General features: G+C 68.6%; 24 protein-coding genes and 1 tRNA gene. 12 read left to right on the plus strand and 13 right to left on the minus strand.

Going from position 1 to position 23,218, the window contains the following annotated elements; translation table 11 throughout:
- Positions 1-107 precede the first annotated feature (107 nt).
- Both ABSY19_RS19515 and ABSY19_RS19520 read right to left on the minus strand, forming a co-directional pair.
- On the minus strand, positions 108-1,088 hold the full coding sequence (locus ABSY19_RS19515) for a tripartite tricarboxylate transporter substrate binding protein (protein ID WP_382154971.1): 981 nt from the start codon (positions 1,086-1,088) through the stop codon (positions 108-110).
- A gap of 126 nt (positions 1,089-1,214) precedes the next feature.
- Positions 1,215-2,246 carry a CDP-6-deoxy-delta-3,4-glucoseen reductase gene (locus tag ABSY19_RS19520; protein WP_382154974.1) on the minus strand — a complete coding sequence of 344 codons (1,032 nt, stop codon included), beginning with the start codon at positions 2,244-2,246 and terminating at the stop codon, positions 1,215-1,217.
- 83 nt (positions 2,247-2,329) lie between these two features.
- On the opposite strand from ABSY19_RS19520, the gene ABSY19_RS19525 reads away from it, so the two are divergent.
- On the plus strand, positions 2,330-3,247 hold the full coding sequence (locus tag ABSY19_RS19525; protein WP_382154977.1) for an SDR family oxidoreductase: 918 nt from the start codon (positions 2,330-2,332) through the stop codon (positions 3,245-3,247).
- 55 nt (positions 3,248-3,302) lie between these two features.
- Here ABSY19_RS19525 and ABSY19_RS19530 read toward each other — a convergent pair.
- Positions 3,303-3,387, minus strand: a tRNA-Leu gene (locus tag ABSY19_RS19530).
- A gap of 39 nt (positions 3,388-3,426) precedes the next feature.
- Between ABSY19_RS19530 and cysM the strand changes: the two genes are divergently transcribed.
- The 4 genes from cysM (at position 3,427) to ABSY19_RS19550 (ending at position 6,317) form a co-directional block, all read left to right on the plus strand.
- Positions 3,427-4,329 (plus strand): cysteine synthase CysM, encoded by a 903-nt coding sequence (gene cysM / locus ABSY19_RS19535; protein ID WP_382154980.1) that lies wholly within the window; start codon positions 3,427-3,429, stop codon positions 4,327-4,329.
- A gap of 16 nt (positions 4,330-4,345) precedes the next feature.
- On the plus strand, positions 4,346-4,906 hold the full coding sequence (locus ABSY19_RS19540; protein ID WP_382154983.1) for an NUDIX domain-containing protein: 561 nt from the start codon (positions 4,346-4,348) through the stop codon (positions 4,904-4,906).
- Between the two features lie 81 nt (positions 4,907-4,987).
- Positions 4,988-5,215 carry a sulfurtransferase TusA family protein gene (locus ABSY19_RS19545; protein WP_382154986.1) on the plus strand — a complete coding sequence of 76 codons (228 nt, stop codon included), beginning with the start codon at positions 4,988-4,990 and terminating at the stop codon, positions 5,213-5,215.
- A gap of 55 nt (positions 5,216-5,270) precedes the next feature.
- Positions 5,271-6,317, plus strand: a complete 1,047-nt coding sequence (locus tag ABSY19_RS19550; RefSeq protein WP_291121549.1) for a D-isomer specific 2-hydroxyacid dehydrogenase family protein — start codon at positions 5,271-5,273, stop codon at positions 6,315-6,317.
- Positions 6,318-6,426: 109 nt separating this feature from the next.
- Here ABSY19_RS19550 and ABSY19_RS19555 read toward each other — a convergent pair whose 3' ends face one another.
- The 4 genes from ABSY19_RS19555 to ABSY19_RS19570 all read right to left on the minus strand — a co-directional run bounded on the left by ABSY19_RS19555 (position 6,427) and on the right by ABSY19_RS19570 (position 12,308).
- Entirely contained in the window at positions 6,427-9,363 is a 2,937-nt protein-coding gene (locus ABSY19_RS19555) for a valine--tRNA ligase (protein WP_382154989.1), read from the minus strand.
- 69 nt (positions 9,364-9,432) lie between these two features.
- Positions 9,433-9,621: a DUF2783 domain-containing protein gene (locus ABSY19_RS19560; RefSeq protein WP_382154992.1), complete on the minus strand. Its 189-nt coding sequence runs from the start codon at positions 9,619-9,621 to the stop codon at positions 9,433-9,435.
- Complete coding sequence (locus ABSY19_RS19565) at positions 9,618-11,354, minus strand: FAD-dependent oxidoreductase (RefSeq protein ID WP_382154995.1); 1,737 nt, start codon at positions 11,352-11,354, stop codon at positions 9,618-9,620. Before ABSY19_RS19565 ends, ABSY19_RS19560 begins: the two co-directional genes overlap by 4 nt.
- A gap of 339 nt (positions 11,355-11,693) precedes the next feature.
- Positions 11,694-12,308, minus strand: coding sequence for a VOC family protein (locus ABSY19_RS19570; RefSeq protein WP_382154998.1), 615 nt, complete (start codon positions 12,306-12,308; stop codon positions 11,694-11,696).
- Between the two features lie 306 nt (positions 12,309-12,614).
- On the opposite strand from ABSY19_RS19570, the gene ABSY19_RS19575 reads away from it, so the two are divergent.
- The 6 genes from ABSY19_RS19575 to queF all read left to right on the plus strand — a co-directional run bounded on the left by ABSY19_RS19575 (position 12,615) and on the right by queF (position 17,734).
- Positions 12,615-13,037, plus strand: a complete 423-nt coding sequence (locus tag ABSY19_RS19575) for a rubrerythrin family protein (RefSeq protein ID WP_086125420.1) — start codon at positions 12,615-12,617, stop codon at positions 13,035-13,037.
- A gap of 105 nt (positions 13,038-13,142) precedes the next feature.
- Positions 13,143-14,492, plus strand: coding sequence for a (Fe-S)-binding protein (locus ABSY19_RS19580; RefSeq protein ID WP_382155001.1), 1,350 nt, complete (start codon positions 13,143-13,145; stop codon positions 14,490-14,492).
- 20 nt (positions 14,493-14,512) lie between these two features.
- Positions 14,513-15,103, plus strand: a complete 591-nt coding sequence (locus ABSY19_RS19585; protein ID WP_382155004.1) for a DUF3501 family protein — start codon at positions 14,513-14,515, stop codon at positions 15,101-15,103.
- A 94-nt stretch (positions 15,104-15,197) separates the two neighbouring features.
- Complete coding sequence (yaaA, locus tag ABSY19_RS19590; protein WP_382155007.1) at positions 15,198-15,974, plus strand: peroxide stress protein YaaA; 777 nt, start codon at positions 15,198-15,200, stop codon at positions 15,972-15,974.
- A gap of 16 nt (positions 15,975-15,990) precedes the next feature.
- Complete coding sequence (locus ABSY19_RS19595; protein ID WP_382155010.1) at positions 15,991-16,875, plus strand: 2OG-Fe(II) oxygenase; 885 nt, start codon at positions 15,991-15,993, stop codon at positions 16,873-16,875.
- Positions 16,876-16,882: 7 nt separating this feature from the next.
- Complete coding sequence (gene queF / locus ABSY19_RS19600; RefSeq protein WP_382155013.1) at positions 16,883-17,734, plus strand: NADPH-dependent 7-cyano-7-deazaguanine reductase QueF; 852 nt, start codon at positions 16,883-16,885, stop codon at positions 17,732-17,734.
- 6 nt (positions 17,735-17,740) lie between these two features.
- Here the strand turns inward: queF and ABSY19_RS19605 are convergent, their stop codons facing one another.
- From ABSY19_RS19605 to ABSY19_RS19620, 4 genes are all read right to left on the minus strand, one after another.
- Positions 17,741-18,517, minus strand: a complete 777-nt coding sequence (locus ABSY19_RS19605; protein ID WP_382155016.1) for an anti-sigma factor domain-containing protein — start codon at positions 18,515-18,517, stop codon at positions 17,741-17,743.
- Positions 18,518-18,527: 10 nt separating this feature from the next.
- The gene (locus ABSY19_RS19610) at positions 18,528-19,100 is read right to left on the minus strand and encodes an RNA polymerase sigma factor (protein ID WP_382155019.1); all 573 of its coding nucleotides are present in this window, start codon (positions 19,098-19,100) and stop codon (positions 18,528-18,530) included.
- A 176-nt stretch (positions 19,101-19,276) separates the two neighbouring features.
- Complete coding sequence (locus ABSY19_RS19615; RefSeq protein WP_382155021.1) at positions 19,277-20,338, minus strand: histone deacetylase family protein; 1,062 nt, start codon at positions 20,336-20,338, stop codon at positions 19,277-19,279.
- Between the two features lie 47 nt (positions 20,339-20,385).
- Complete coding sequence (locus ABSY19_RS19620; protein ID WP_382155024.1) at positions 20,386-21,465, minus strand: ornithine cyclodeaminase; 1,080 nt, start codon at positions 21,463-21,465, stop codon at positions 20,386-20,388.
- Positions 21,466-21,586: 121 nt separating this feature from the next.
- Between ABSY19_RS19620 and ABSY19_RS19625 the strand changes: the two genes are divergently transcribed.
- On the plus strand, positions 21,587-22,012 hold the full coding sequence (locus ABSY19_RS19625; protein ID WP_382155027.1) for an Lrp/AsnC family transcriptional regulator: 426 nt from the start codon (positions 21,587-21,589) through the stop codon (positions 22,010-22,012).
- Here the strand turns inward: ABSY19_RS19625 and ABSY19_RS19630 are convergent.
- Positions 22,009-22,851 (minus strand): enoyl-CoA hydratase-related protein, encoded by an 843-nt coding sequence (locus ABSY19_RS19630; RefSeq protein ID WP_382155029.1) that lies wholly within the window; start codon positions 22,849-22,851, stop codon positions 22,009-22,011. The genes ABSY19_RS19625 and ABSY19_RS19630 overlap by 4 nt on opposite strands.
- A gap of 88 nt (positions 22,852-22,939) precedes the next feature.
- Positions 22,940-23,218 (minus strand): hypothetical protein, encoded by a 279-nt coding sequence (locus tag ABSY19_RS19635; RefSeq protein WP_382155032.1) that lies wholly within the window; start codon positions 23,216-23,218, stop codon positions 22,940-22,942.

Here is a 23,218-nt window from a genome sequence, read left to right on the forward strand (position 1 = left end):
TGGCAGAGGCCGGCGCGCTGGGCGCGGCCCTGGCCACTGGCTCCGCCCATGCCGTCTGTTCGACCCGTTCGTTTGGCGCCTCAGAATCTGAGGCAAAAACCCCCGGGTCAGTCCACCGTTGCACCCGAGATCTTCACCATGCGCTCGTACTTCGAGCGCTCGCGCTTCATGAAATCGTCGAACTGCTCGGGCGTGCTGGGCGCGGGCTCGGCCAGCAGCTGGGCGAAGCGCGTCTTCACCTCGGCCGAGTTCAGCGCGGCGTTGAAGGCGGTGTTGAGCTTGCGCACCGTCTCGGCCGGCGTGCCGGCCGGGGCGATCAGGCCCCACCAGGTGTCGATCTCGAAGCCGGGCAGGGTGGCGGCCACGGTGGGCACATCGGGCATCACGCTGCTGCGCTGAGCCGTGGTCACGGCCAGGGCCTTGAGCTTGCCCGAGCGGATGTTGGCCGCGGCGGTGGCGAGGTTGTCGATGTTGAAGTCGACCTGGCCCGACAGCAGGCCCAGCTGCGCCGGGTTGCCGCCGTTGTAGGGGATGTGCACGGCGTAGATGCCGGCCTGGTTCTTCAGCAGCTCGCCCGCGAGGTGGCCGGCGCTGCCGTTGCCACCCGAGCCGTAGTTGAGCTTGCCGGGGTTGGCCTTGCCGTAGGCGATCAGGTCGGCGACCGAGTGGATGTTCAGGCGCGTGGCGGTCTCGGCGTTCATCACCAGCACGTTGGGCACGCGCAGCATCTGCGTGATGGCGGCGAAGTCCTTGGCCGGGTCGTAGGGCAGCTGCTTGAACAGCCAGGGGTTGATGCCGTGGGAGGCCGTGGTGGCGATGCCCAGCGTGAGGCCGTCGGCCGGCGCCTTGGCCACCGCGCTCACGCCGATGTTGCCGCCCGCGCCGGGCCGGTTCTCCACGATCACCGTGCCCAGCGTTCCCTTGACCGCTTCGGCCACGATGCGCGCCGTCACGTCGATCGGGCCGCCCGCCGCGAAGGGCACCACGATGCGCGTGGTGTTGGCGGCCTGCGCCGAGGCGAACCCCGGCAGGGCGAGGCTGGCCGAAGCCAGGGCGGAGCGGGTGATCAGTTGGCGGCGGTTCAGCATGGTTGTCTCCTATGAGTGAACGGGTGCACAGTCAGAAGCGCCGCGGAACCGGCTCTGCCGGGCCGCTGGCGCTGCCCCCTAGAGGGGGGATGCGGCTACACGCAGTGAGCAAGCGACGGGGGTGGGTCACAGTTTGTCGGCGGCGCTGGTGAACGAGTCGGCGAAGAAGGCCTCGTCGGGCAGGCCGGCCTGGGCGACGTAGTCGCGGTGCGCCGACTCGACCACGATGGGCGCGCCGCAGGCGTACACCTCGTGGCCCGAGAGGTCGGGGAAGTCCTGCAGCACGGCCTGGTGCACGAAGCCGGTGCGGCCGGTCCAGGCGTCCTCGGGCAGGGCGTCGGACACCACCGGCACGTAGCGCAGGTTGGGCATCTCGGCCAGGCGGGCCTCGATCCAGGCGCTCTGGTACAGGTCGGCCGGGCGGCGGCCGCCCCAGTACAGCGTGGCGGGGCGGGTGATGCCCTTGAACTGCATGTGCTCGATCACTGCCTTGATCGGCGCGAAGCCCGTGCCCGAGGCGAGGAACACGATGGGCTTGTCGCTGTCCTCGCGCAGGAAGAAGCTGCCGTAGGGCCCTTCGATGCGCAGGATGTCCTTTTCCTTCATGGCGCCAAACACGTGGTCGGTGAACTTGCCGCCGGGCATGTGGCGCAGGTGCAGTTCCAGCGCAGGCGCCGTGGCCTGCGTGTGCGGTGCGTTGGCCATGGAGTAGCTGCGGCGGTCGCCGTCGCGCAGCAGGAACTCGACGTACTGGCCCGCGTGGTACTGGAAGGCGTCGCTCGCCGGCAGCTGCAGGCGCAGCACGATCACGTCGTGCGAGGCGCGCTCCAGGGTGCTCACGCGCACCGGCATCTTCTTGATCGGGAAGGCGCCCGCCTCGGTGACCTGGCGCGATTCGAGCACCACGTCGCTGTGGGCCACGCCGCAGCAGGTGAGCACGTAGCCGGCGGCTTCCTCGTCGGCGCTCAGCGCCTTGGGCTGGTGGTGGCCATGCGTCACGCTGCCCGAGACCAGCTTGCACTTGCAGGAACCGCAGGCGCCGTCCTTGCAGCCGTAGGGCAGGCCGATGCCCTGGCGGATGCCGGCGGCGAGCATGGACTCGTCGGGCTCGGCGGTGAAGGTGCGCCCACTGGGCTCGACGGTGATGGTGAATGTCATACTGGCACGTGTTGGAACGGGAAAGGCCGACGGGGGCGACCCCCCGTGTGGCAACCCGCCATTGTCTCAAATCCGGATTTCGCATGAGCCTTCTCGGCGCTTTGCCCGCACGCTTCCGGCGTGAACGGGTTCTCATCGTGGGTTGTGGCGACGTGGGCCAGCGCGCCGCGCGCGTGCTGGGCGGCGGTGCCCGCGCGCGCCTGCTGGCCCTCACCTCCAGCGCCGCGCGCGGCCCGGAACTGCGGGCCCAGGGCATCACCCCGCTGCAGGGCAACCTGGACGACCCGCGCAGCCTGCGCCGCCTGGCCGGCCTGGCCACGCGCGTGCTGCACCTGGCGCCGCCACCCTCGGAAGAGCTGGCCGACTGGCGGCTGGACCCGCGCACCCGCGCGCTGACCCGGGCCCTGGCGCAGCGTTCGCTGCCCGCCTCGGTGGTCTACGGGTCGACCACCGGCGTCTACGGCGACGGCCAGGGCCGCTGGATGGACGAAGCCTCGCCCGCGAACCCCAAGACGCCGCGCGCCTGGCGCCGGGTGGACGCCGAAGCCGCCGTGCACTGGCTGGGCCGCGCCACCGGCGTGCGCACCACGGTGCTGCGCATTCCCGGCATCTACGCGCCTGACCGGGCCGGCGGCACGCCGCGCGAACGCCTGCTGCGCGGCACGCCGGTGCTGCGCGCCGAGGACGACGTGTACACCAACCACATCCACGCCGACGACCTGGCGCGCGCCTGCGTGCTCGCGCTCTGGCGCGGCCGGCCGCAGCGCAACCTGAACGTGGTGGACGACACCGAACTCAAGATGGGCGACTACTTCGACCTCGCGGCCGATCTGTACGGCCTGCCCCGGCCGCCGCGCCTGGCGCGCGAGGGCGCGGGCGATCAGTTGCCGCTGGTGCTGCTGAGTTTCATGAGCGAGTCGCGCCGGCTGCGCAACCAGCGCCTCAAGGGCGAGCTGGGCCTGCGCCTGCGCTACCCCACGGTGGCGCAGGGCCTGGCCTGAGCGGCGGGCAACAAAAAAGCCGTGCGGCTTGCCTGCACGGCTTGGGATTGTGTCGTGGTGCCCGGGGTCGGAATCGAACCGACACTCCTTTCGGAACCGGATTTTGAGTCCGGCGCGTCTACCAATTTCACCACCCGGGCTGCCAGAAGGGAGACTCGAAATTATGGCACAGTGGTGGGATGAACTACCCGACGATTGAAGACGCCATCGGCAACACGCCGCTGGTGGCGCTGCAGCGCATTGGCGCGGCGGCCAACCAGGCGCGAGGCAACGTGATCCTGGGCAAGCTGGAGGGCAACAACCCCGCCGGTTCCGTGAAAGACCGGCCCGCCGTCTCGATGATCAAGCGCGCCGAGGAACGGGGCGACATCAAGCCCGGCGACACCCTGATCGAAGCCACGTCGGGCAACACCGGCATCGCCCTGGCCATGGCCGCGGCCATCAAGGGTTACCGCATGGTGCTGATCATGCCGGAGGACCTGTCCATCGAGCGAGCCCAGACCATGAAGGCCTTCGGCGCCGAGCTGATCCTCACCTCCAAGAGCGGCGGCATGGAGTCCGCGCGCGACCTGGCCGAGAAGATGCAGGCCGACGGCAAGGGCCGCGTGCTCGACCAGTTCGCCAACGCCGACAACCCGCGCATCCACTACGAAACCACCGGCCCGGAGATCTGGGCCCAGACCGGCGGGCGCATCACCCATTTCGTGAGCGCCATGGGCACCACCGGCACCATCACCGGCGTGTCGCGTTTCCTGAAGGAAAAGAACCCGGCCGTGCGCATCATCGGCGCCCAGCCCAGCGAGGGCTCGCGCATCCCGGGCATCCGCAAGTGGCCCACCGAGTACCTGCCCAAGATCTACGACCCGAGCACGGTGGACGAGCTGGTGTACGTGGGCCAGGGCGACGCCGAGGCCATGTGCCGCCAGCTGGCGCGCGAAGAGGGCATCTTCGGCGGCATCTCGGCGGCGGGCGCCTGCTGGGTGGCGCAGCAGATCGCCAGCCAGGTCGAGAACGCCACCATCGTCTTCGTGGTCTGCGACCGGGGCGACCGCTACCTCTCCACCGGCGTTTTCCCGGCCTGAGCGCCAGCGGCCGACCATGAGCACCGAATTCCGGTTCTGCCCCGTGTGCGCCACGCCGCTGGCGCTGATTGGCATGGAGGGAGACGGCGGCTTCACCCAGCGGCTGCGCTGCCCGGCCTGCGGCTTCACCCACTGGAACAACCCGACGCCGGTGCTCGCGGCCATCGTGGAGATGGACGGCCACATCCTGCTGGCGCGCAACGCGGCCTGGCCGGGCAAGATGTTCGGCCTCATCACCGGCTTCATGGAGGCCGGTGAGACGCCCGAAGAGGGCATCCGGCGCGAGATCGCCGAGGAAACCTCGCTGGAGGTGGACGCGCTGGCGCTGGTGGGCGTGCACGATTTCCAGCGCATGAACCAGGTCATCATCACCTACCACGCGCGCGCGCACGGCGAGGTGCGGCTCTCGCCCGAGCTGGTCGACTACAAGCTGATGCGGCCCGAGCAGGTGCGCTGCTGGCGGGCCGGTACCGGGCTGGCCCTGGCGCAATGGCTGCGCCAGCAGGGGCATGAGCCTGTCTTCATGGAAGATTTGTCACAGAAACCCGCCGCGGGTCCGGCCGACGGCGCCGGCTAGCGTGCTTTGGGCCCCGCGCGGGGGCCGCCGCGCGCTGTGGGCCGCTTAGAATGTTGACAACCCAGGAATACCCCCCACCCCATGACTGCCGACAAAGAACTCGATGCCCGCGGCTTGAACTGCCCCTTGCCCATCCTCAAAGCGAAGAAGGCATTGGCCGACATGCTCAGCGGCCAGACGCTCAAGGTGATCTCCACCGACGCGGGTTCGGTGCGCGATTTCCAGGCCTTTGCCAAACAGACGGGCAACCTGCTGATGCAGCAGGAGACGGTGGGCGGCGACCACATCACCCTGCTCAAGCGCCGCTGAGCACAGGCAGGCGCGATCAGATTTCTTCCTCTCCACACCGCCCTGCCCCAACACCATGGAAGTCCTGCTGCTTGATCCGCTCGTGCCCGAAGCGTTGGCCTGGTTGCAGGAACGCCATGAGGTGAGTTTCCGGCCCGAGCTGGCCGACGATCCCGCCGAGCTGCGCAAGAGCACCTACAAGACCCGCGCCATCGTGCTGCCGCCGCACGTGGTGGTCTCCAGCGAATTCCTGGATTTCGCGCCCAAGCTCGAGATCGTGGCGCGCATGCAGATCTCCAGCGACAACACCGATCTCAACGCCTGCGCGCGGCGCAATGTGCGCGTGCTGCAGGCGCGCAGCGCCACGGTGCGCTCGAACGCCGAGTACCTGCTGTACGGCCTGCTGATGCTGTACCGCCGGGGCATGGTCAGCGCGCTGCTGGGGCGCAAGATCGCCCAGGTGCGCATGGGCCGCGAACTCTCGGGCAGCACCGTCGGACTGCTGGGCCTGGCACCGGTGGCGCACACGCTGGCGCCCATGCTGCGCAGCCTGGGCGTGCGCCTGCTGGGCTACGACCCGGCCGTGCACCACGCCGCCGACATCTGGGACAAGCTCAAGGTCGAACCCGTGTCGCTGCAGGAACTGCTGGCACACTCGGACGCGATCTCGCTGCAGATGGTCTACGCCTCGCGTTTCCGGGGCTGGATCAACGAGCGCATGCTCAACCACTGCAAGCCCGGCCAGCTCTGGGTGGGCGTGAGCCGCAGCTCGCTGTTCGACGCCGAGGCCCTGGCCCTGGCGCTGTGCGACGGCCGCATCGACGCCTGTCTGCTCGATGGCGCCAACCCGCAGTTCGCGGCCGAAGGCACGCCGCTGCACGGCATTCCCAATCTGCACCTCACGCCGCGTCTGGGTTCGCACACCCGTGAGGCCAAGCTGCGCGCCAGCTGGTACGTGGCGCACCGCATGCACGAGACCCTGTCGCCAGAGTCCGCGCAGCACAACGAGAACCGGGTGAGCGACTTCTCGGCGCTCGACAACGTCGACTACCAGGACACGACGAGCGATCCGCAGGCGGTGTCACCGTCGCAGTGGAGTTCGATCGCGATGCACAGAGGGTGATCCCCCCGCGCCGCACCTGCGGTGCGTCACCCCCCAGGGGGCAATGCCTGCGGTCTGGCAAAGCCAGTCCCGCGGCATTCTGGAAGGGCTACCCCTCTTTGGTCGAAGCTCAGGCGCCCAAACGGGCCAGTTGCTCGCGCACCTTGTCCAGCGTGGCGCTGAAGTCGGCCACGCGTTTCTTCTCCTGCTCGATCACGGCCGGCGGTGCCTTGGCCACGAAGGCTTCGTTCGAGAGTTTGCCGTTGGCCTTGGTGATCTCGCCTTCCAGGCGGGCCGCTTCCTTGCCCAGGCGGGCCTTCTCGGCGGCGACGTCGATCTCCATGAACAGGCACATGCGCGCCTCGCCCACCACGGCCACGGGCGCGGCCTGCGCGGCGGCGGCCCAGGCGGCCTCGTCTTCGAACACGCGCACCTCGTTGAGCTTGGCCAGGGCCTGCAGCACCGGGCCGGCGGCCTGCATGAAGGCGGTGTCGCCCAGCACGTAGAGCGGCAGGCGCGTGGCGGGTGACACGTTCATCTCGCCGCGCAGCGTGCGGCAGGCGTCGACCAGGGCCTTGAGCTTGACCACGTGCGCGATGGCGGCCTCGTCGATCTTGGCGGGCTGGCTCTCGGGGTAGCGCGCGATGCTCACCGACGCACCGGGCAGGCCGGCCACCGGCGCGACCTTCTGCCAGAGTTCCTCGGTGATGAAGGGGATGATCGGGTGCGCCAGCCGCAGGATGGCTTCGAGCGTGCGGATCAGCGTGCGCCGCGTGGCGCGCTGCTGCGAGGCGTCGCCGGTCTGGATCTGCACCTTGGCAATCTCCAGGTACCAGTCGCAGAACTCGTTCCAGACGAAGTCGTAGATCGCGTTGGCGACGTTGTCGAGCCGGTACTCGGCGAAGCCCTTGGCCACCTCGGCCTCGACCTTCTGCAGCACCGAGCTGATCCAGCGGTCGGCCTGGCTGAAGCTCAGGTAGCCGTGAAAAGGGCCGGCAGGGATCGACTGGCCGCTCGCACTGTCAGTGCGAGCGGGTGCGCACTCGGCCTTGGTGTGTTCCTGCAGGCCGCAGTCGTGGCCTTCGCAGTTCATCAGCGTGAAGCGCGTGGCGTTCCAGAGCTTGTTGCAGAAGTTGCGGTAGCCCTCGCAGCGCTTGCTGTCGAAGTTGATGCTGCGGCCCAGCGAGGCCAGCGCCGCGAAGGTGAAGCGCAGCGCGTCCGCGCCGTAGGCGGGAATGCCGTCGGGGAATTCCTTCTCGGTCTGCTTGCGCACCTTGGGCGCGGTCTCGGGCTTGCGCAGGCCGGTGGTGCGTTTCTCGAGCAGAGGCGCGAGTGCGACGCCGTCGATCAGGTCCACCGGGTCGAGCACGTTGCCTTCGCTCTTGCTCATCTTCTGGCCCTGCGCGTCGCGCACCAGGCCGTGGATGTAGACGTGCTTGAACGGCACGCGGCCGGTGAAGTGCGTGGTCATCATGATCATCCGGGCGACCCAGAAGAAGATGATGTCGTAGCCCGTCACCAGCACGGTGCTGGGCAGGTAGAGGTTGTAGTCCTCGGTCGCGCCGTCCTTCTGGTTCGGCCAGCCCATCGTGCTGAAGGGCACCAGGGCCGAGGAATACCAGGTGTCGAGCACGTCCGGGTCGCGCGTGAGCGTGCGGCCCGGGGCCTTGGCCTGTGCCTCGGCTTCGTTGCGCGCGACGATGACGTTGCCGGCCTCGTCGTACCAGGCCGGAATCTGGTGGCCCCACCAGAGCTGGCGGCTGATGCACCAGTCCTGGATGTTGTTCATCCACTGGTTGTAGGTGTTGACCCAGTTCTCGGGCACGAAGCTGACCTCGCCCGAGGCGACGGCATCGATCGCCTTCTGCGCGATGCTCTTGCCGGTGGGGTCGGATTCGCTGACCTTGGACATGGCGACGAACCACTGGTCCGTCAGCATGGGCTCGATCACCTGGCCGGTGCGCGCGCAGCGCGGCACCATGAGCTTGTGCTTCTTGGTCTCCACCAGCAGGCCGGCGGCTTCCAGGTCGGCCACCACGGCCTTGCGGGCCACGAAGCGGTCCATGCCGCGGTATTTGGCCGGGGCGTTCTCGTTGATGGCCGCGTCCAGCGTGAGCACGCCGATCAGCGGCAGGCCGTGGCGCTGGCCGACGGCGTAGTCGTTGTTGTCGTGCGCGGGCGTGACCTTGACCACGCCGGTGCCGAACTCGCGGTCCACGTAGGCGTCGGCGATCACCGGGATCTCGCGGTCGCACAGCGGCAGCTTCACCGTCTTGCCGATCAGGGCGGTGTAGCGCTCGTCTTCCGGGTGCACCATCACGGCCACGTCGCCCAGCATGGTCTCGGGGCGGGTGGTGGCCACGGTGAGCGAACCGCTGCCGTCGCTCAGCGGGTAGGCGATGTGCCAGAGGAAACCGTCTTCCTCCTCGCTCTCCACCTCCAGGTCGGAGACGGCGGTCTTGAGCACCGGGTCCCAGTTCACCAGGCGCTTGCCGCGGTAGATCAGGCCCTGTTCGTACAGGCGCACGAAGGTCTCGGTGACGACCGTGCTGAGCTTGTCGTCCATGGTGAAGTACTCGCGGCCCCAGTCCACGCTGTCGCCCATGCGGCGCATCTGCGTGGTGATGGTGTTGCCGCTGTGCTCCTTCCACTCCCAGACCTTGGCGACGAAGTTCTTGCGCGCCTCGGCCGGGGTCGGGCCCATGTCGTGGCGGCTGATGCCCTGGGCCTGCAGCTGGCGCTCCACCACGATCTGGGTGGCGATGCCGGCGTGGTCGGTGCCGGGCACCCAGACCGTGTTCGCGCCCGCCATGCGGTGGTAGCGCGTGAGGCTGTCCATGATGGTCTGGTTGAACGCGTGGCCCATGTGCAGGGTGCCGGTCACGTTCGGCGGCGGCAGCTGGATCGCGAACGAAGGCGCGCCGGCCTCCGGTACTCCCGTGCCCCGGAAGCCGGCAGCGCCGTAGCCGCGCTGTTCCCACTCGGGGCCCCAGCGGGCTTCGAGCGGAGCGGGTTCGAACGATTTGGCCAGGGATTGCAGGCCAGGCTGGTTCAGGGTGTCGGTCATGGGCGCGCCAAAAATGGAAACGGCATCCCGCAGGATGCCGTCTGGGAGAGCAGGGGGAAGACCCTGATTTTAGCTAGGCAGTTGGCGGGCCGCTTCGATGCAGGCTTTCAGCACCTTCGCATCGCCGATCTGGTTGGCCAGCAGCAGGATCAGGCGGGCGTTGAGCAGTTCGGCGTCTTCGCGGCTGAGGCCGGCGTGGGCGTCCAGCAGCTGTTCGTAGAACGCGTCCGCGTCCTGGAAATGCAGGTCTTGTCTCATGAGGTTTTGTCTCCGCGCAGGCCGAGGGAGCGCTCGATGGCCGTGACCAGCCGGGCGTTGATGGTTTCGCCGGTGGCGGCGAGGTAGCCGTCGGGGCGCACGAGCGCCCAGGCGTGGCCGAACACATGGCAGGCACCCTGCAGGTGGCCCTTGGGGTCGCGCACGTGTTCCAGGGCCTGGGCGGGCACGCCGTCGGTGCCCAGCACCTGCACGCTGCGCACCGGCGCGTCCAGGCAGAGCCGGCGCAGGCGCTGCAGCGCAGCGGGCGCGAGGTCGCCGAACACCAGGACCAGCAGATCGCCCTGGGCCCAGTTCAGCAGGTCGTTGACCTGGCCGGGGGTGCCGTCGGCCCATTGGAAAGGCACGTTCTGCACCGACTGGCCGGCGGCGCTGCCGGTTGCGTAGGTGCACGCGCTGGACTGGCTGTAGGGGTTGGCCACGGCCATGCGCCCGGTGTTGATGAGGCTGCGCGCGAACGGGTACTGCTTGGCCAGGCCGATGGCGGCCTGGCGGAACAGGCGCTCGCTGCCGTCGGCCGGGCGCAGGAAGCGCGCGGTGCGGTTGGTCACGCACACGTTCTGCTGCGCGGCCTCCAGTCGCTCGTCCTGGTAGCTCTGCAGCAGGGCCGCGTCGGCCTTGCCGCGCAGCACGGCGGCGAGTTTCCAGGCCAGGTTGTCGGCGTCGGCCACGCCGGTGTTGCCGCCGCGCGCGCCGAAGGGGCTGACCACCTTGGCCGAGTCGCCCATGAGGAAGACGCGCCCATGGCGCATGGCGTGCACGCACTCGCTGCGGTAGGCGTAGGGGCCGACCCAGACGATTTCCACGCCCACATCGGGCCCGAACTGGCGCGCCAGGCGCTCGCGCACCACGTCTTCGCGGCTCACGTAGGCGGGGTCGGCGTTGGGGGCCATCTGGTAGTCGATGCGCCAGACGTCGTCGGCCATGAGGTGTTGCCAGACGGCGCGGTTCTCGTTGAACGGGGCTTCGATCCAGGTGTGGCGTTCGGCCGGCGGGTGGGTGGTGAAGCGCACGTCGGCGATGCACCAGCGGTCGTCGCCCCGGCGCGAGTCGAAGGGCACGTTGAGCCATTTGCGCAGCGGGCTGTTGGAGCCGGTGGCGTCGATGACGTGCTCGGCTTCGATGCGGTAGCTGCCGGCGGGGGTTTCGATGGTGAGGGTGGCGGCGTCGGCGTTTTGCTCGAAAGCGGTGAGGCGGTTCTGCCAGCGCAGTTCGACGGTGCCGAGTTCCTGCACGCGGTCGACGAGGAAGGCTTCGATGTAGAACTGCTGGATGTTGATGAAGGGTGGCTGGCTGGAGAGGTGGAAGTTGCCTTGTTGGCGCAGGTCGAAGTTGTAGACCTCGTCGTCGCCGGCGAAGGTGCGGCCGACGCTCCACTGGGTGCCTTTGGCGGCGATGCGCTCGAAGATGCCCAGGCGCTGGAAGATTTCGAGCGATTTCTGGGTGTAGCAGATGCCGCGCGAGGAGGCGCCTTTGACGCCGACGGTGTTGTCTTCGTCGATGAGCACGGCTTTCACGCCCAGGCGGGCGAGGGAGCAGGCGAGGGTGAGGCCGGTGATGCCGCCGCCCACGATGACGATGGGGTGGCGGACCCGGGTTTCGCTTTTCAGTTCGGGTGGGGGCACGAATTCGTATTCGGGCAGCACGTAGCCGGCACCGCTGGTGAATTCGTAGCTGTTGGTGTGGGCTGTCTCTCGGTATGCGGTCAGTGACATGCATCGCTCCTTGTTCTGGTTGCCTTCATGCTTCCGTTTTTCTGTTCGTTCGCAGACCTCGCGGGCCCGGCGACGCCCGGCACTCTGCTCCGCGGGTGTCCCCCGGCGGCTGGTGCCGCCTCCTCCTTTACCCCGCTGCGCAGAGCACCGGGCATCACCGCGCCAGAGTGACCGTTGAGTGCCCGCAGTTGTTGGTGCGCACGGAGGTCGGCGAAGGGTGGGTGAGGGGCGCAGCGAAGTAAAGGAGGAGAACCGGCGAAGCCGGTTCGGGGGACATGAGCGGAGCCCCTCACCCACCCTTCGCCGACCGGACCCGGTCAACGCCAAGAGCCAAAACCCTCAGGCCTTGACGCGCGCAACCACCTCCGGCCGGTCGTTCTGCTGCGGCTTCAGCGGCGCGGCGGATTTGCCCTCGGCGCGTTCCTTGCGCCACTGCTCCTTGCGCGCCGTCCACTCGGCCAGGCGCGCATGCGCGGTCTTGCTCTCCTTGAGCATCTCGAACTCGTCGGCCAGCTGCGCCGTGAGTTCCAGGCGGATGCCGTTCGGGTCGAAGAAATAGATGCTCTTGAAGATGTGGTGGTCCGTTACCCCCAGCACCTCGATGCCGCCCGCTTCCAGGCGCGCCTTGGTGTTCTCCAGCTCCTCCACCGTGTCCACGCGGAAACTGATGTGGTTCACCCACTTCGGCGTGTTCGGGCTCGGCAGCGCGGCCTCGTCGTCGCCCAGGTCGAAGAAGGCGATGAACGAGCCGTCCTGCAGCCGGAAGAAAAAGTGCGTGTACGGGCAGTATTCGCCCGTGCTCGGCACATGGTCGCTCTGGATGATGTGGTACAGCGGCAGGCCCAGGATGTCCTCGTAGAACCGGCGCGTTTCCTCGGCGTCCTTCGCGCGGTACGCATAGTGGTGCAACTGCTGGATCGGCGCGGGCGGGGGCAGGGTGGCGGTGGTCGGCATGTCGGTCTCCTGGATGGGCGAAAGCGGGGCCTGTGATTCACCATTATGCAACGCATTTCTCTTATCGTAATTCAATAGGCCTGCGGCGCACTCCAGTTTGATGCTTTCGGCCGGGGGTGTCGATCCTGTTGAGCGCCGATATCAACGCCCGTCCAAGGATAGGCGAGGGCAATTCCCCGCATAGCCCAGAACTATTGGACGCTGGCTGACCAGCGGGCGTATGTTGCGGAAGTCCTGTCAGGTTCGGCGCCTGTTGTCCGGGCCTCATGGGCGTTTCTTCCACCCACGCAAGCAAGGAGATACCACATGCCCGCATTGAAAGGCTCGAAAACCGAGCAGTGCCTGAAAGACGCCTTCGCCGGCGAATCCCAGGCCAATCGCCGCTACCTGTACTTCGCGAACAAGGCCGACGTGGAAGGCCAGAACGACGTGGCGGCCCTGTTCCGCTCGACCGCCGAAGGTGAAACCGGCCACGCGCACGGCCACCTGGAATTCCTGGAGCAATCGGGCGACCCGGCCACCGGCCTGCCGATCGGCTCCACCCGCAACAACCTCGCCTCCGCCGTGGCCGGCGAAACCCACGAGTACACCGACATGTACCCGGGCATGGCCAAGACCGCGCGCGAGGAAGGCTTCGACGAAGTGGCCGACTGGTTCGAGACCCTGGCCAAGGCCGAGCGCTCGCACGCCAACCGTTACCAGAAGGCGTTGAACGAATTGGTGGACTGAACCACCGCCTGTCGCTGCGCCGTAGGCGCAGCGTTTTTGAAAGGGCTTGGCCGAGCCCTTTCAAAAACCCACGAAACGACTCGCACCAGACGAGGAGACATCCCCATGGCCACAGAAGGCAATCTGCAGGCACCAACGCGGCACGCGCTCGACTGGAAGAACCCCGACTTCCACGACGAGGACAAGTGCCTGCAGGAGATGGAGCGCATCTTCGACATCTGCCATGGCTGCCGGCGCTGCGTGAGCCTGTGCGGCTCCTTCCCCACGCTGTTCGATCTGGTCGACGAGAGCAGCACCATGGAGGTGGACGGCGTGGCCAAGGCGGACTACTGGAAGGTGGTCGAACAGTGCTACATGTGCGACCTCTGCTACATGACCAAGTGCCCCTACACACCGCCGCACGAATGGAACCTGGACTTTCCGCACACCATGCTGCGCGCCAAGGCGATCCAGTTCAAGAAGGGCGAGGTGGGCCTGGCCGAACGTTTTCTCGCCTCCACCGACGTGCACGGCCAGTTCGCCGGCATTCCGATCGTGGTGCAGGTGGCCAACGCGGTGAACCGCACCAGGACCGCGCGCGGCCTGATGGAGCGCGTGGCCGGCGTCGACCAGGACGCCTGGCTGCCTGAGCTGGCGACGAAGAAGTTCCGCTCGGGCGCGCCCGAAGCCACCGCCTCGAAGGTGGTCGATGGCGAGAAGACACCGGGCAAGGTCGCGATCTTCGCCACCTGCTACATCAACTACAACGAGCCCGGCATCGGCCTGGACCTGCTCAAGATCCTCGACCACAACGGCATTCCCTACACCCTGGTCGAGAAGGAAAAATGCTGCGGCATGCCCAAGCTGGAGCTGGGCGACCTGGACTCGGTGCAGCGAAGCAAGGAGGCCAACATCCCGGTGCTCGCGAAGTACGCGAAGGACGGCTACGCGATCCTCGCGGCCGTGCCCAGCTGCGCGCTGATGTTCAAGCAGGAAATCCCGCTGATGTTCCCCGACGATGCCGACACCCAGCTCGTGAAGGAGAGCGTGTGGGACCCGTTCGAGTACCTGATGGCGCGCAAGCGCGACGGCCTGCTCAAGACCGAGTTCCCGCAAGCGCTCGGCAACGTGAGCTACCAGATCCCCTGCCACGGCCGGGTGCAGAACATCGGCCGCAAGACCGAGGAGATGCTGAAGATGGTGCCGGGGACCACGGTGAACACCATCGAGCGCTGCTCCGGCCACGCCGGCACCTTCGGCGTGAAGAAGGCGCACCACCAGCAGGCCATGAAGATCGGCAAGCCGGTGTTCAAGGCCATGGCCACCATGAAGGACGGCGCGAAGCCCGACGTCATCAGCTCGGACTGCCCGCTCGGTGGTCACCACATCGCGCAGGGCTTCGAGGTCAACGGCCTGGGTGCGCCGGAACTGCTGCACCCGCTGAGCCTGGTGGCCCGGGCCTATGGCCTGAAGTAAGAAAGCAAGGAGCACCCACCATGCAACTCACCGGCCGCATCACCGCCGATTCCCTCATGAGCCTGGAGGCCTACACCAAGTGGCGCAAGGTGCACAAGCCCGAGATCATGGCGCACCGCCGGCTGCGCAGCGTGCAGCTGGGCGAACACCTGCACCTGCAGTTCGAGAGCGAGACCACCATGCGCTACCAGATCCAGGAGATGCTGCGCATCGAGAAGATCTTCGAGGAGGAGGGCATCCAGCAGGAGATCGACGCCTACGCGCCGCTGGTGCCCGATGGCACGAACTGGAAGGCCACGATGATGATCGAGTACATCGACATCAACGAGCGCAAGCGCGAACTCGCGCGGCTCATCGGGGTGGAAGACCGCATGTTCGTCGAGGTCGAGGGCCATGCCCGTGTGTACGCCATCGCCGACGAGGACCTGGACCGCGAGAACGACGAAAAGACCTCGGCCGTGCACTTCGTGCGCTTCGAGCTCACCGCCCCGATGCGCGCGGCGGTGCTGGCCGGCGCGGCCGTCAAGCTGGGGTGCGATCACACCCACTACCCGGCGCACCTGCAAGTGCCCCCGGAAACGCTGGCGTCTCTCGCCGGTGACCTGAAGTAACACGGCCCGTTGGGGATAATCAGGGCTTCCCCCGGGAAGCCTTGCCGCTTCCGTGTTCGCCTCCCTCTGCGGCCCCGCCCGCCTCCAGCCCGACATGCTCTTCCTGATCTCGCCCGCCAAGGCGCTCGACTACGAGACGCCCCCGCACGTGCCCACCCACACCCAGCCGCTGTTCGTGAAACACTCGACCGAACTCATCGAGGTGCTGCGCGAAAAAACGCCGTTGCAGATCGGCGAGCTCATGGACCTGTCGGACGCGCTCTCGGGTCTGAACGTCGCGCGCTACCAGGCCTGGCGCCCGAAGTTCACCGCGAAGAACGCCAAGCAGGCTGTGCTCGCCTTCGACGGCGACGTGTACGGCGGGCTGGACGCGAAGACCCTGGGCGAGGCCGAACTCGACTGGCTGCAGCAGCACCTGTGCATCCTCAGCGGCCTGTACGGCGTGCTGCGCCCGCTCGACTGGATGCAGCCCTACCGGCTGGAGATGGGCACGCGCCTGAAGACGGCCCGGGGCAAGAACCTCTACGAGTTCTGGGGCCGCCAGATCGCCGAGTACCTCAACCAGCGCGCCAAGGCCGACCTGAGCCCGGTGGTGATCAACCTCGCCAGCGAGGAGTACTTCAAGGCGGTGGACCGCAAGGCCCTGCTGCCGCGCGTGGTCACCTGCGCCTTCGAGGAGCGCAAGGCCGATGGCTATAAGGTCATCAGCTTCATGGCCAAACGCGCGCGCGGCCTGATGGTGCGGTACGCTGTGACGCACCGGGCCACCACGCCCGAGCAGCTCAAGGGCTTCGACCTTGAGGGTTACCGTTTCGTGCCCGCCGCGTCCTCGCCCGACCGGCTGGTGTTCCGCCGCGAACAGAAGGCCTGACCGCCTCGACACACACATGAGCCAGACCATCACCCCCGAATTGCGCCGCTGGATCATCGAGCAGGCGTCCGCCGGCTTCACCCCCGAGGTGGTGCTGGCCTCCATGGTGTCCTCCGGCTGGCAGGAGTCGGTGGCCGTGGCGGCGCTGGAGAGCACGCTGCGCGAGCACCTGCGCGCCCAGGCCGCCAAGCCTCCGGTGGTCGCGCCTGCAGCCCAGCCCGACGCGGCTTCCACCGCGGCGGGCGTGCCGGTGCCCGACTTCGCTCTGAGCCAGTCCCCGCGCCAGATCGACGCGGGCGACCGTTTGGTGGACGTGATCGCCACGCTGAACCACCCGCGCGTGGTGGTGCTGGGCAACCTGCTGAGCGCCGAAGAGTGCGAGGCGCTGATCGCATCCGCGCGCCCGCACCTGGCGCGCTCGCTCACGGTGGAAACCAAGACCGGCGGCGAAGAGCTCAACCCCGACCGCACCAGCAGCGGCATGTTCTTCACCCGGGGCCAGACGCCCGAGGTGGCCGCCGTGGAGGCGCGCATCGCGCGGCTGCTGAACTGGCCGCTGGAGAACGGCGAGGGCTTCCAGGTGCTCAACTACAAGCCCGGCGCCGAGTACAAGCCGCACTACGACTACTTCGATCCCGCCGAGCCGGGCACGCCCACCATCCTGCGGCGCGGCGGCCAGCGCGTGGCCACGCTGGTGATGTACCTCAACGAGCCCGCACGCGGCGGCGGCACCACCTTCCCCGACGTGGGCTTCGAGGTGGCGCCGGTGCGCGGCAACGCCGTCTTCTTCAGCTACGACCGGCCCCACCCCTCCACCCGCACGCTGCACGGCGGTGCGCCTGTGATCGAAGGCGAGAAGTGGGTCGCCACCAAGTGGCTGCGCGAACGCGAATTCATCTGACGCTCTCATGTCCCAGAACACCCCCGAACAGTCCCAGCTCGGCCGCGCCTCGGCCTACATCGACCAGTACGACGCCTCGCTGCTGTTTCCGCTGCCGCGCGAAACCAAGCGGCGCGAGATCGGCATCACCGGCAGCGTGCCCTTTCTGGGCGCCGACCTCTGGACCGCCTTCGAGCTGAGCTGGCTCAACCCACGCGGCAAGCCCATGGTCGCGCTGGCCCACATCACCGTGCCCTGCGAGAGCACGCACATCGTGGAGAGCAAGTCGTTCAAGCTCTACCTCAACAGCTTCAACAACACGCCGTTTTCGAGCGCCGACGCGGTGCGCGACCGCATCCGCGCCGACGTGAGCGCCGCGATCTGGCACGGCGGCCCGATCCAGGCCAGCGCCGGCGTGAAGCTGCTGCTGCCCGAGCACTTCGACCGCGAGCCGGTGCACGAACTCAGCGGCCTGTCCATCGACCGGCTCGACGTGGAGTGCACGCGCTACCAGCCCGCGCCCGAGCTGCTCGCGGCCGCGCTCGACGAGCAGCCCGTGACCGAAACCCTGGTGAGCCACCTGCTCAAGAGCAACTGCCTGGTGACCGGCCAGCCCGACTGGGGCAGCGTGCAGATCAGCTACAGCGGCCCGCAGATCGACCAGGCCGGCCTGCTGCAGTACATCGTGAGCTTTCGCAACCACAACGAATTCCACGAGCAGTGCGTCGAGCGCATCTACATGGATGTCTGGCAGCGCTGCAAGCCGGCCAAGCTCACGGTTTACGCGCGCTACACGCGCCGGGGCGGGCTGGACATCAACCCCTGGCGCAGCAGCCACCCGCAATCGCCGCCGGCCAACGTGCGCACCGCGCGGCAGTGAGCCGGTTCAAAGCATCTTCTGGATCAGCGCGCCCTTGAACAGCACCGGCCCGGTGGGGCCGCGTTCGCTCGGCACGCCGCCCTTGGGCTCCAGGCTGATCGCCAGGGTCGGCACCTCGCGCACATCGCCCTCGCCAGCGGCGAGCTGCAGCAGACGCTCCTGACCCAGCACGCCGAGCGAGCGCGGGCCGCCGGACGGCGGCAGCGCCCAGAGCTGCAGCGACTTGTCGCTCGCTTCCTGGAAGCCGCTCACGCGCTGCAGCGTGAGCTTCCTGCTCTTGGGATCGAAGGTGACCAGCATGGACGCGCTGGCCTGGTCGTCGTGCAGCACGGCCACGTACTCCACCTGCGGCGTTGCTTCGAGTTGGGCTTGCAGCTCGCTGATTCGCGTGCCCAGGTTGTCGCGCAGGCCGACGGCCGTGACCACGGCCAGCACGGTGGCCAGGGCGCCGGCGGCGGTGGCGCCGCGCCACAGCGCCAGGCTGCGCAGCCAGCCGCCCGGGCCGTTGGGCGGGGTGGCACGCGCGGCGGCCATGGCCTGTTGGTCGCTGTCGGCGCGCACCAGGTTCTCGATGCGCGTCCAGACCGCCGGGGCCGGTTCGCTCGGGGCCTGCAGTTCGTTCATGCTGGCCACGCGGCTCTGCCACACCAGGGCGGCGGCGCGCACCGGCGCCTGTTCGCGCGCCATGGCTTCGAAGCGGCGGCGCGCGCCCCCGCGCAGCGTGCCCAGCGCGTGGGCCGCGGCCAGTTGGTCCAGCAGTTCGGGGTGTTTCATGAGGTTCATGGCGAGGTCCTCACGCGAAGCGCGCCATGCAGGTGCGCAGCTGGTCCAGCCCCCGGCGGATCCAGGTCTTGACCGTGCCCAGGGGCAGCTTGAGCTGCTCGGCCAGCTCGCTGTGGCTCAGGTCGCGCAGGTAGGCCAGGCTGACCACCTCGCGCTGGCGGCTTTCCAGCTGGCCCAGGCACTGGTGCAGCGCCCAGGCCTGCTGGCTCGCCAGGCTCACGTCCATGGGGTTGGGAGACGTGCCCTCCATCGTGTCGGCCATCACGTCGTCGATCTCGTCGGTGAGGTGGGCGCGCTCGGCGCTGCGCCGGCGCAGGGCATCGAGCGAGCGGCTGCGCACGATCAGGCCCAGCCAGGCCATGGGCGGGCTCAGGCTGGCGCGGTAGTCGCCGGCCGAGCGCCAGATCTGCAAGAAGGTTTCCTGCAGCACGTCCTCGGCCCATTCGTGCTTGTTCACCACGCGCAGCGAGAGCCCGTAGAGCTTGGACGACACCAGGTCGTAGAGGCCTTTGAGGGCGGCCTCGTCGCGCTGGGCGATGCGGTCGAGCAGGGCGATGAGGGTGTCGTCGGGTTGGTCACTCATGCGCGCATTGTGGGGCTGCGGGGGCTCCTGCGGGGCATTGCCGGGCCGGCTCCACACCAGCACGGGGCGGGAACCGCGCGCGGTGGGGCGGGGAATGTCAGGGCGTTGAGGGGGTGGTGAGGGCTTCATGGCCCTCTGGATACGCACCCGGGGAGCGCCTGGATTCAGCCGGGTGCTCAGGCCGCCCGCTGGAAGCCTTCGAGCAGGTTGACGGCGTTGGTGCCGACCTCGTCCACCGCGTAACCGCCCTCGAAGGTGAACACCGTGGGCAGGCCCGCGCCGGCCAGCGCCGCGCCGACGGCGGCGTAGTCGCCGGTCTGGAGCGTGAAGCCGGAGATCGGATCGCCCTCGAAGGTGTCCAGGCCCAGGGGCACCACCAGCGCATCCGCACCGAAATCGCTCACCGCGCGCAGGGCCGTGTCGAGTGCGGCGCGCCAGGCCTGCACGCCGGTGCCGCGCGGCAGCGGCAGGTTGAGGTTGAAGCCCGCGCCCGCGCCCGCGCCGCGCTCGTCCGCGTGGCCGAGGAAGAAGGGGTACTCGGTCGCCGGGTCGCCGTGGAGGGAGACCGTGAGCACGTCGGCGCGTTCGTAGAAGATGGTCTGCGTGCCGTTGCCGTGGTGGTAGTCCACGTCCAGCACCGCCACCTTGGCGTGGCCGGCGTCGCGCAGCGCCTGCGCGGCGATCGCGGCGTTGTTCAGGAAGCAGTAGCCGCCCAGAAAATCAGGCCCCGCGTGGTGGCCGGGCGGGCGCGAGAGCGCGAAGGCGCTGCGATCACCACCCGCCACGGCCTGCGCCGCCGCGAGCGCGCAGGCCGCGCCGCCGCGCGCGGCGGCCCAGGTGCCGGCGGTCAGGGGTGAGCCGGAGTCGAAGGAGAACAGGCCCAGGCGCGCCGCGAAGTTGTGCGGCAACACGTCGTTGCGAAAGCCGTGCCGGTTGGCCAGCGGCCACACCGAGGGCAGGGCGTCGCGCTGCGCGTTGGCCGGGTCCATGGCCACCCAGTCGTCCCAGGCGGTGGCCAGGAAAGCCAGGTAGCGCGCGTCGTGCACGCGGGCGATGGCGGTGTCCAGCGCGGCGGCGTCCACGGCCGGCGGGGTGAGGGTCCCCAGCGGGCGGCGCTGCAGTTCGGTGAGCACGAAGTCCAGCCGCGCGGGCACCTCATGGCAGGGCACCATGCGGCCGCGAAACATTTCCTGCTGGCCGGCGTGGCCGGCGTGGTGGGGGTTGTGAAAGGTTTTCATGCGCTGGCGAACGATGGGGGACGCCCATCGTAGCGAAAGCGGCCGCCTCAGGCCGCCAGCGCGAGCTCCACCTGCCGGGGCTCGGACCGGCGCAGCAGGCCGAACAGGTCCTTCGGGTCGGCCAGCGCGGGGATCAGCGGCAACGCCTGGCCCAGGCCGAGCTCGCCCGCGACCTCGCGCAGGAAGCGCAGGGCCGAATAGTCTTCCAGCGCGAAGCCGACCGAGTCGAACAGCGTGACCTGCGCCGCGCTGGTGCGGCCGGCGGCGTTGCCCGCGAGCACGTGCCAGAGTTCGGTCACGGCGAAGTCGGCGGGCAGGTGCTGCAGGTCGCCTTCGATGCGGGTCTGCGGCTCGTACTCGACGAAGACCGAGGCCATGCGCAGCACGTCGGGGTGCAGCTCGGTCTTGCCCGGGCAGTCGCCGCCCACGCCGTTGATGTGCATGCCGGGCTCGATCAGGTCGGGCGTGAGGATGGTGGCGTTGGTCTTGTCGGCGGTGACGGTGGTCACGATGTCGGCGCCGCGCACCGCCTGGGCGATGCTGTCGCAGGCGAGCAGCCTCAGGCCGGGCTGGCCCGCGAGGTTGTCCATCAGCTTGCGCGTGGCGGCGGGGTCGGTGTCGTACAGACGGATCTCGTCGATGCCCATGAGATGGTGGAAGGCCAGGGCCTGGAACTCGCTCTGCGCGCCGTTGCCGATCAGCGCCATGCGGCGGCTGTTGGGGCGGGCCAGCGCGCGGGCGGCCACCACCGACATGGCGGCGGTGCGCAGCGCGGTGGTGAGCGTGAGTTCGCTCAGCAGCACGGGCACGCCGGTGGCCACCTCGGCCAGCACGCCGAAGGCCATCACCGTGGGCAGGCCGCTCTGGGTGTTCTTGGGGTGGCCGTTGACGTACTTGAAGGCGTAGGTGGTGTCGTCGGCGATCGGCATCAGCTCGATCACGCCGTCGGTAGAGTGGCTGGCCACGCGCGCCGACTTGTCGAACGAGGGCCAGCGCAGGTAGTCGGCGTGCAGGGTGCCGGCCAGGCGGTCCAGCGCGGCGGGCAGGCCCAGCCGGTGGACCAGGGTGGCCACATCCTGGGCGCTGAGGAACAGGGTGGGCAGGGAGGAGGAGGTGGCGGCTTTCATGGGGAATCCTTGGGTGATGTCCTCAGTGTCGCCAGGCGCCCGCTCAATGTAAATCGTCAACTGTGCTTGAATTTCGACAGAAAATTGTCAAAAAGTCAGCCTCGGATTGCATAATGCCCGAATGGACGCCCTGGACCAGCAACTGATCGGCCTTTTGCGCAAGGACGCGCGCACCAACGTGGCCGCGCTGGCCAAGAAGCTGGGCGTGTCGCGCGGCACGGTCACCAACCGCATCGCACGGCTGGAGGACAGCGGGGTCATCGTGGGCTACACGGTGCGCCTGCGGCCCGATGCCAAGCCCGACGAGATCAGCGCCTGGATGAGCGTGGCGGTGGATGGCAACCAGACCCGCGCGGTGATCGCCAGCCTGCTGGGCGAGCCCGGCGTGGCCGAGCTGCACGACACCAATGGCCGCTGGGACCTGCTCGCCGAGCTGCGCGCGAGCAGCCTGGCGGAGCTGTCCCAGGTGCTGGAGCGCATCCGCCTCATCCGCGGCATCAGCAGCACCGAGACCAGCCTGCACCTGGCGACGTACCGCCTGTCCTAGCCCAGGGCCTTGAACGATGGCAGCTCGGCCAGCGGCGTGAACTGGCCGGCGCGCTTGTCCTTCATCGCGCTGATGGCCTCGCGCACGTGGGCGTTGCTCCACACCGTGCCCTGCAGCCAGCCCATCTGGCGCAGGCTGTCTTCCACCGAGTGGTCGCGCGCGTAGGTCACGGCCTGTTTGGTGCCCCAGATCGCCACCGGGGGCTTGGCGGCGATTTCCTTCGCGCACTGCAGCGCGGCGGCCACCGTGGCTTCGGCGGTGTCGAACACCTCGTTGACCAGACCGTAGCCCAGCGCCTTGCCCGCGGGCAGGCGGCGGCCGGTGTAGGCCAGCTCCTTCACCACGCCGAAGGGGATCAGCTTGGGCAGGCGCTGCAGCGTGCCCACGTCGGCCACCATGCCGATGTTGATCTCCTGGATGCAGAAGAAGGCGTCGGCGCTCGCGTAGCGGATGCAGGCCGCCGTGACCATGTCCACCGCGCCGCCGATGCACCCGCCCTGGATGGCGCAGATCACCGGGATGCGCAGGTTTTCGATCTTGGTGAAGGTGGCCTGCATGTCGGTGAGCAGGTCGTAGATGGCCGCGCGGCCTTCGGGGCTCTGGTCGTCCATCTGGATCGCGCCACCGAAGGTCTCCAGCGCCATGCCGGCGCTGAAGTGCTTGCCCGTGCTGCTGATGACCAGCGCGCGCGCCTGGCCCTCGTGGTGGATCCGCGTGAGCAGCTCGTCGAGCTCGCGCCAGAAGGTCGGGTGCATGGTGTTGAGCTCGGCGGGCCGGTTCAGCACCAGGTGGGCAATGTGGTCGGTCGTGCTGAGGGTGAAGCAGGTCGGTGCGGTCATGGCGGGCTGGTCTCGGTGGTGGTGGGCAACGGACCACTGTAGTCCGCGCGCGCCACGGGGGCTGTCCCGGCCCGGACGGCCCCGCCGCTCAGTTGTACGGCCCCAGCCAGTCGCAGCGCAGGCGGTGCGACCGGTGCACCTTGCGGCGCCAGCGCACGTACAGCCCGGGCGCCCAGATGCCCATCACGCAGAAGGGCAGCAGCCACAGGGCCTCCGAGAAAAAGGCCGGCACGCAACCCACCCAGCCCATCACCCAGAACGTGAGCATGCCGTCCCACAGCTGGTATTCCAGCGGGTGGTCCCGGCGGTGCGCCACGTGCCAGCGTTTGATGCGCTCCAACTCGTCAAGCCTGAGACAGAGATTCAT

Source organism: Hydrogenophaga sp. ANAO-22, from assembly GCF_042466645.1.
Taxonomy (GTDB): domain Bacteria; phylum Pseudomonadota; class Gammaproteobacteria; order Burkholderiales; family Burkholderiaceae_C; genus Hydrogenophaga.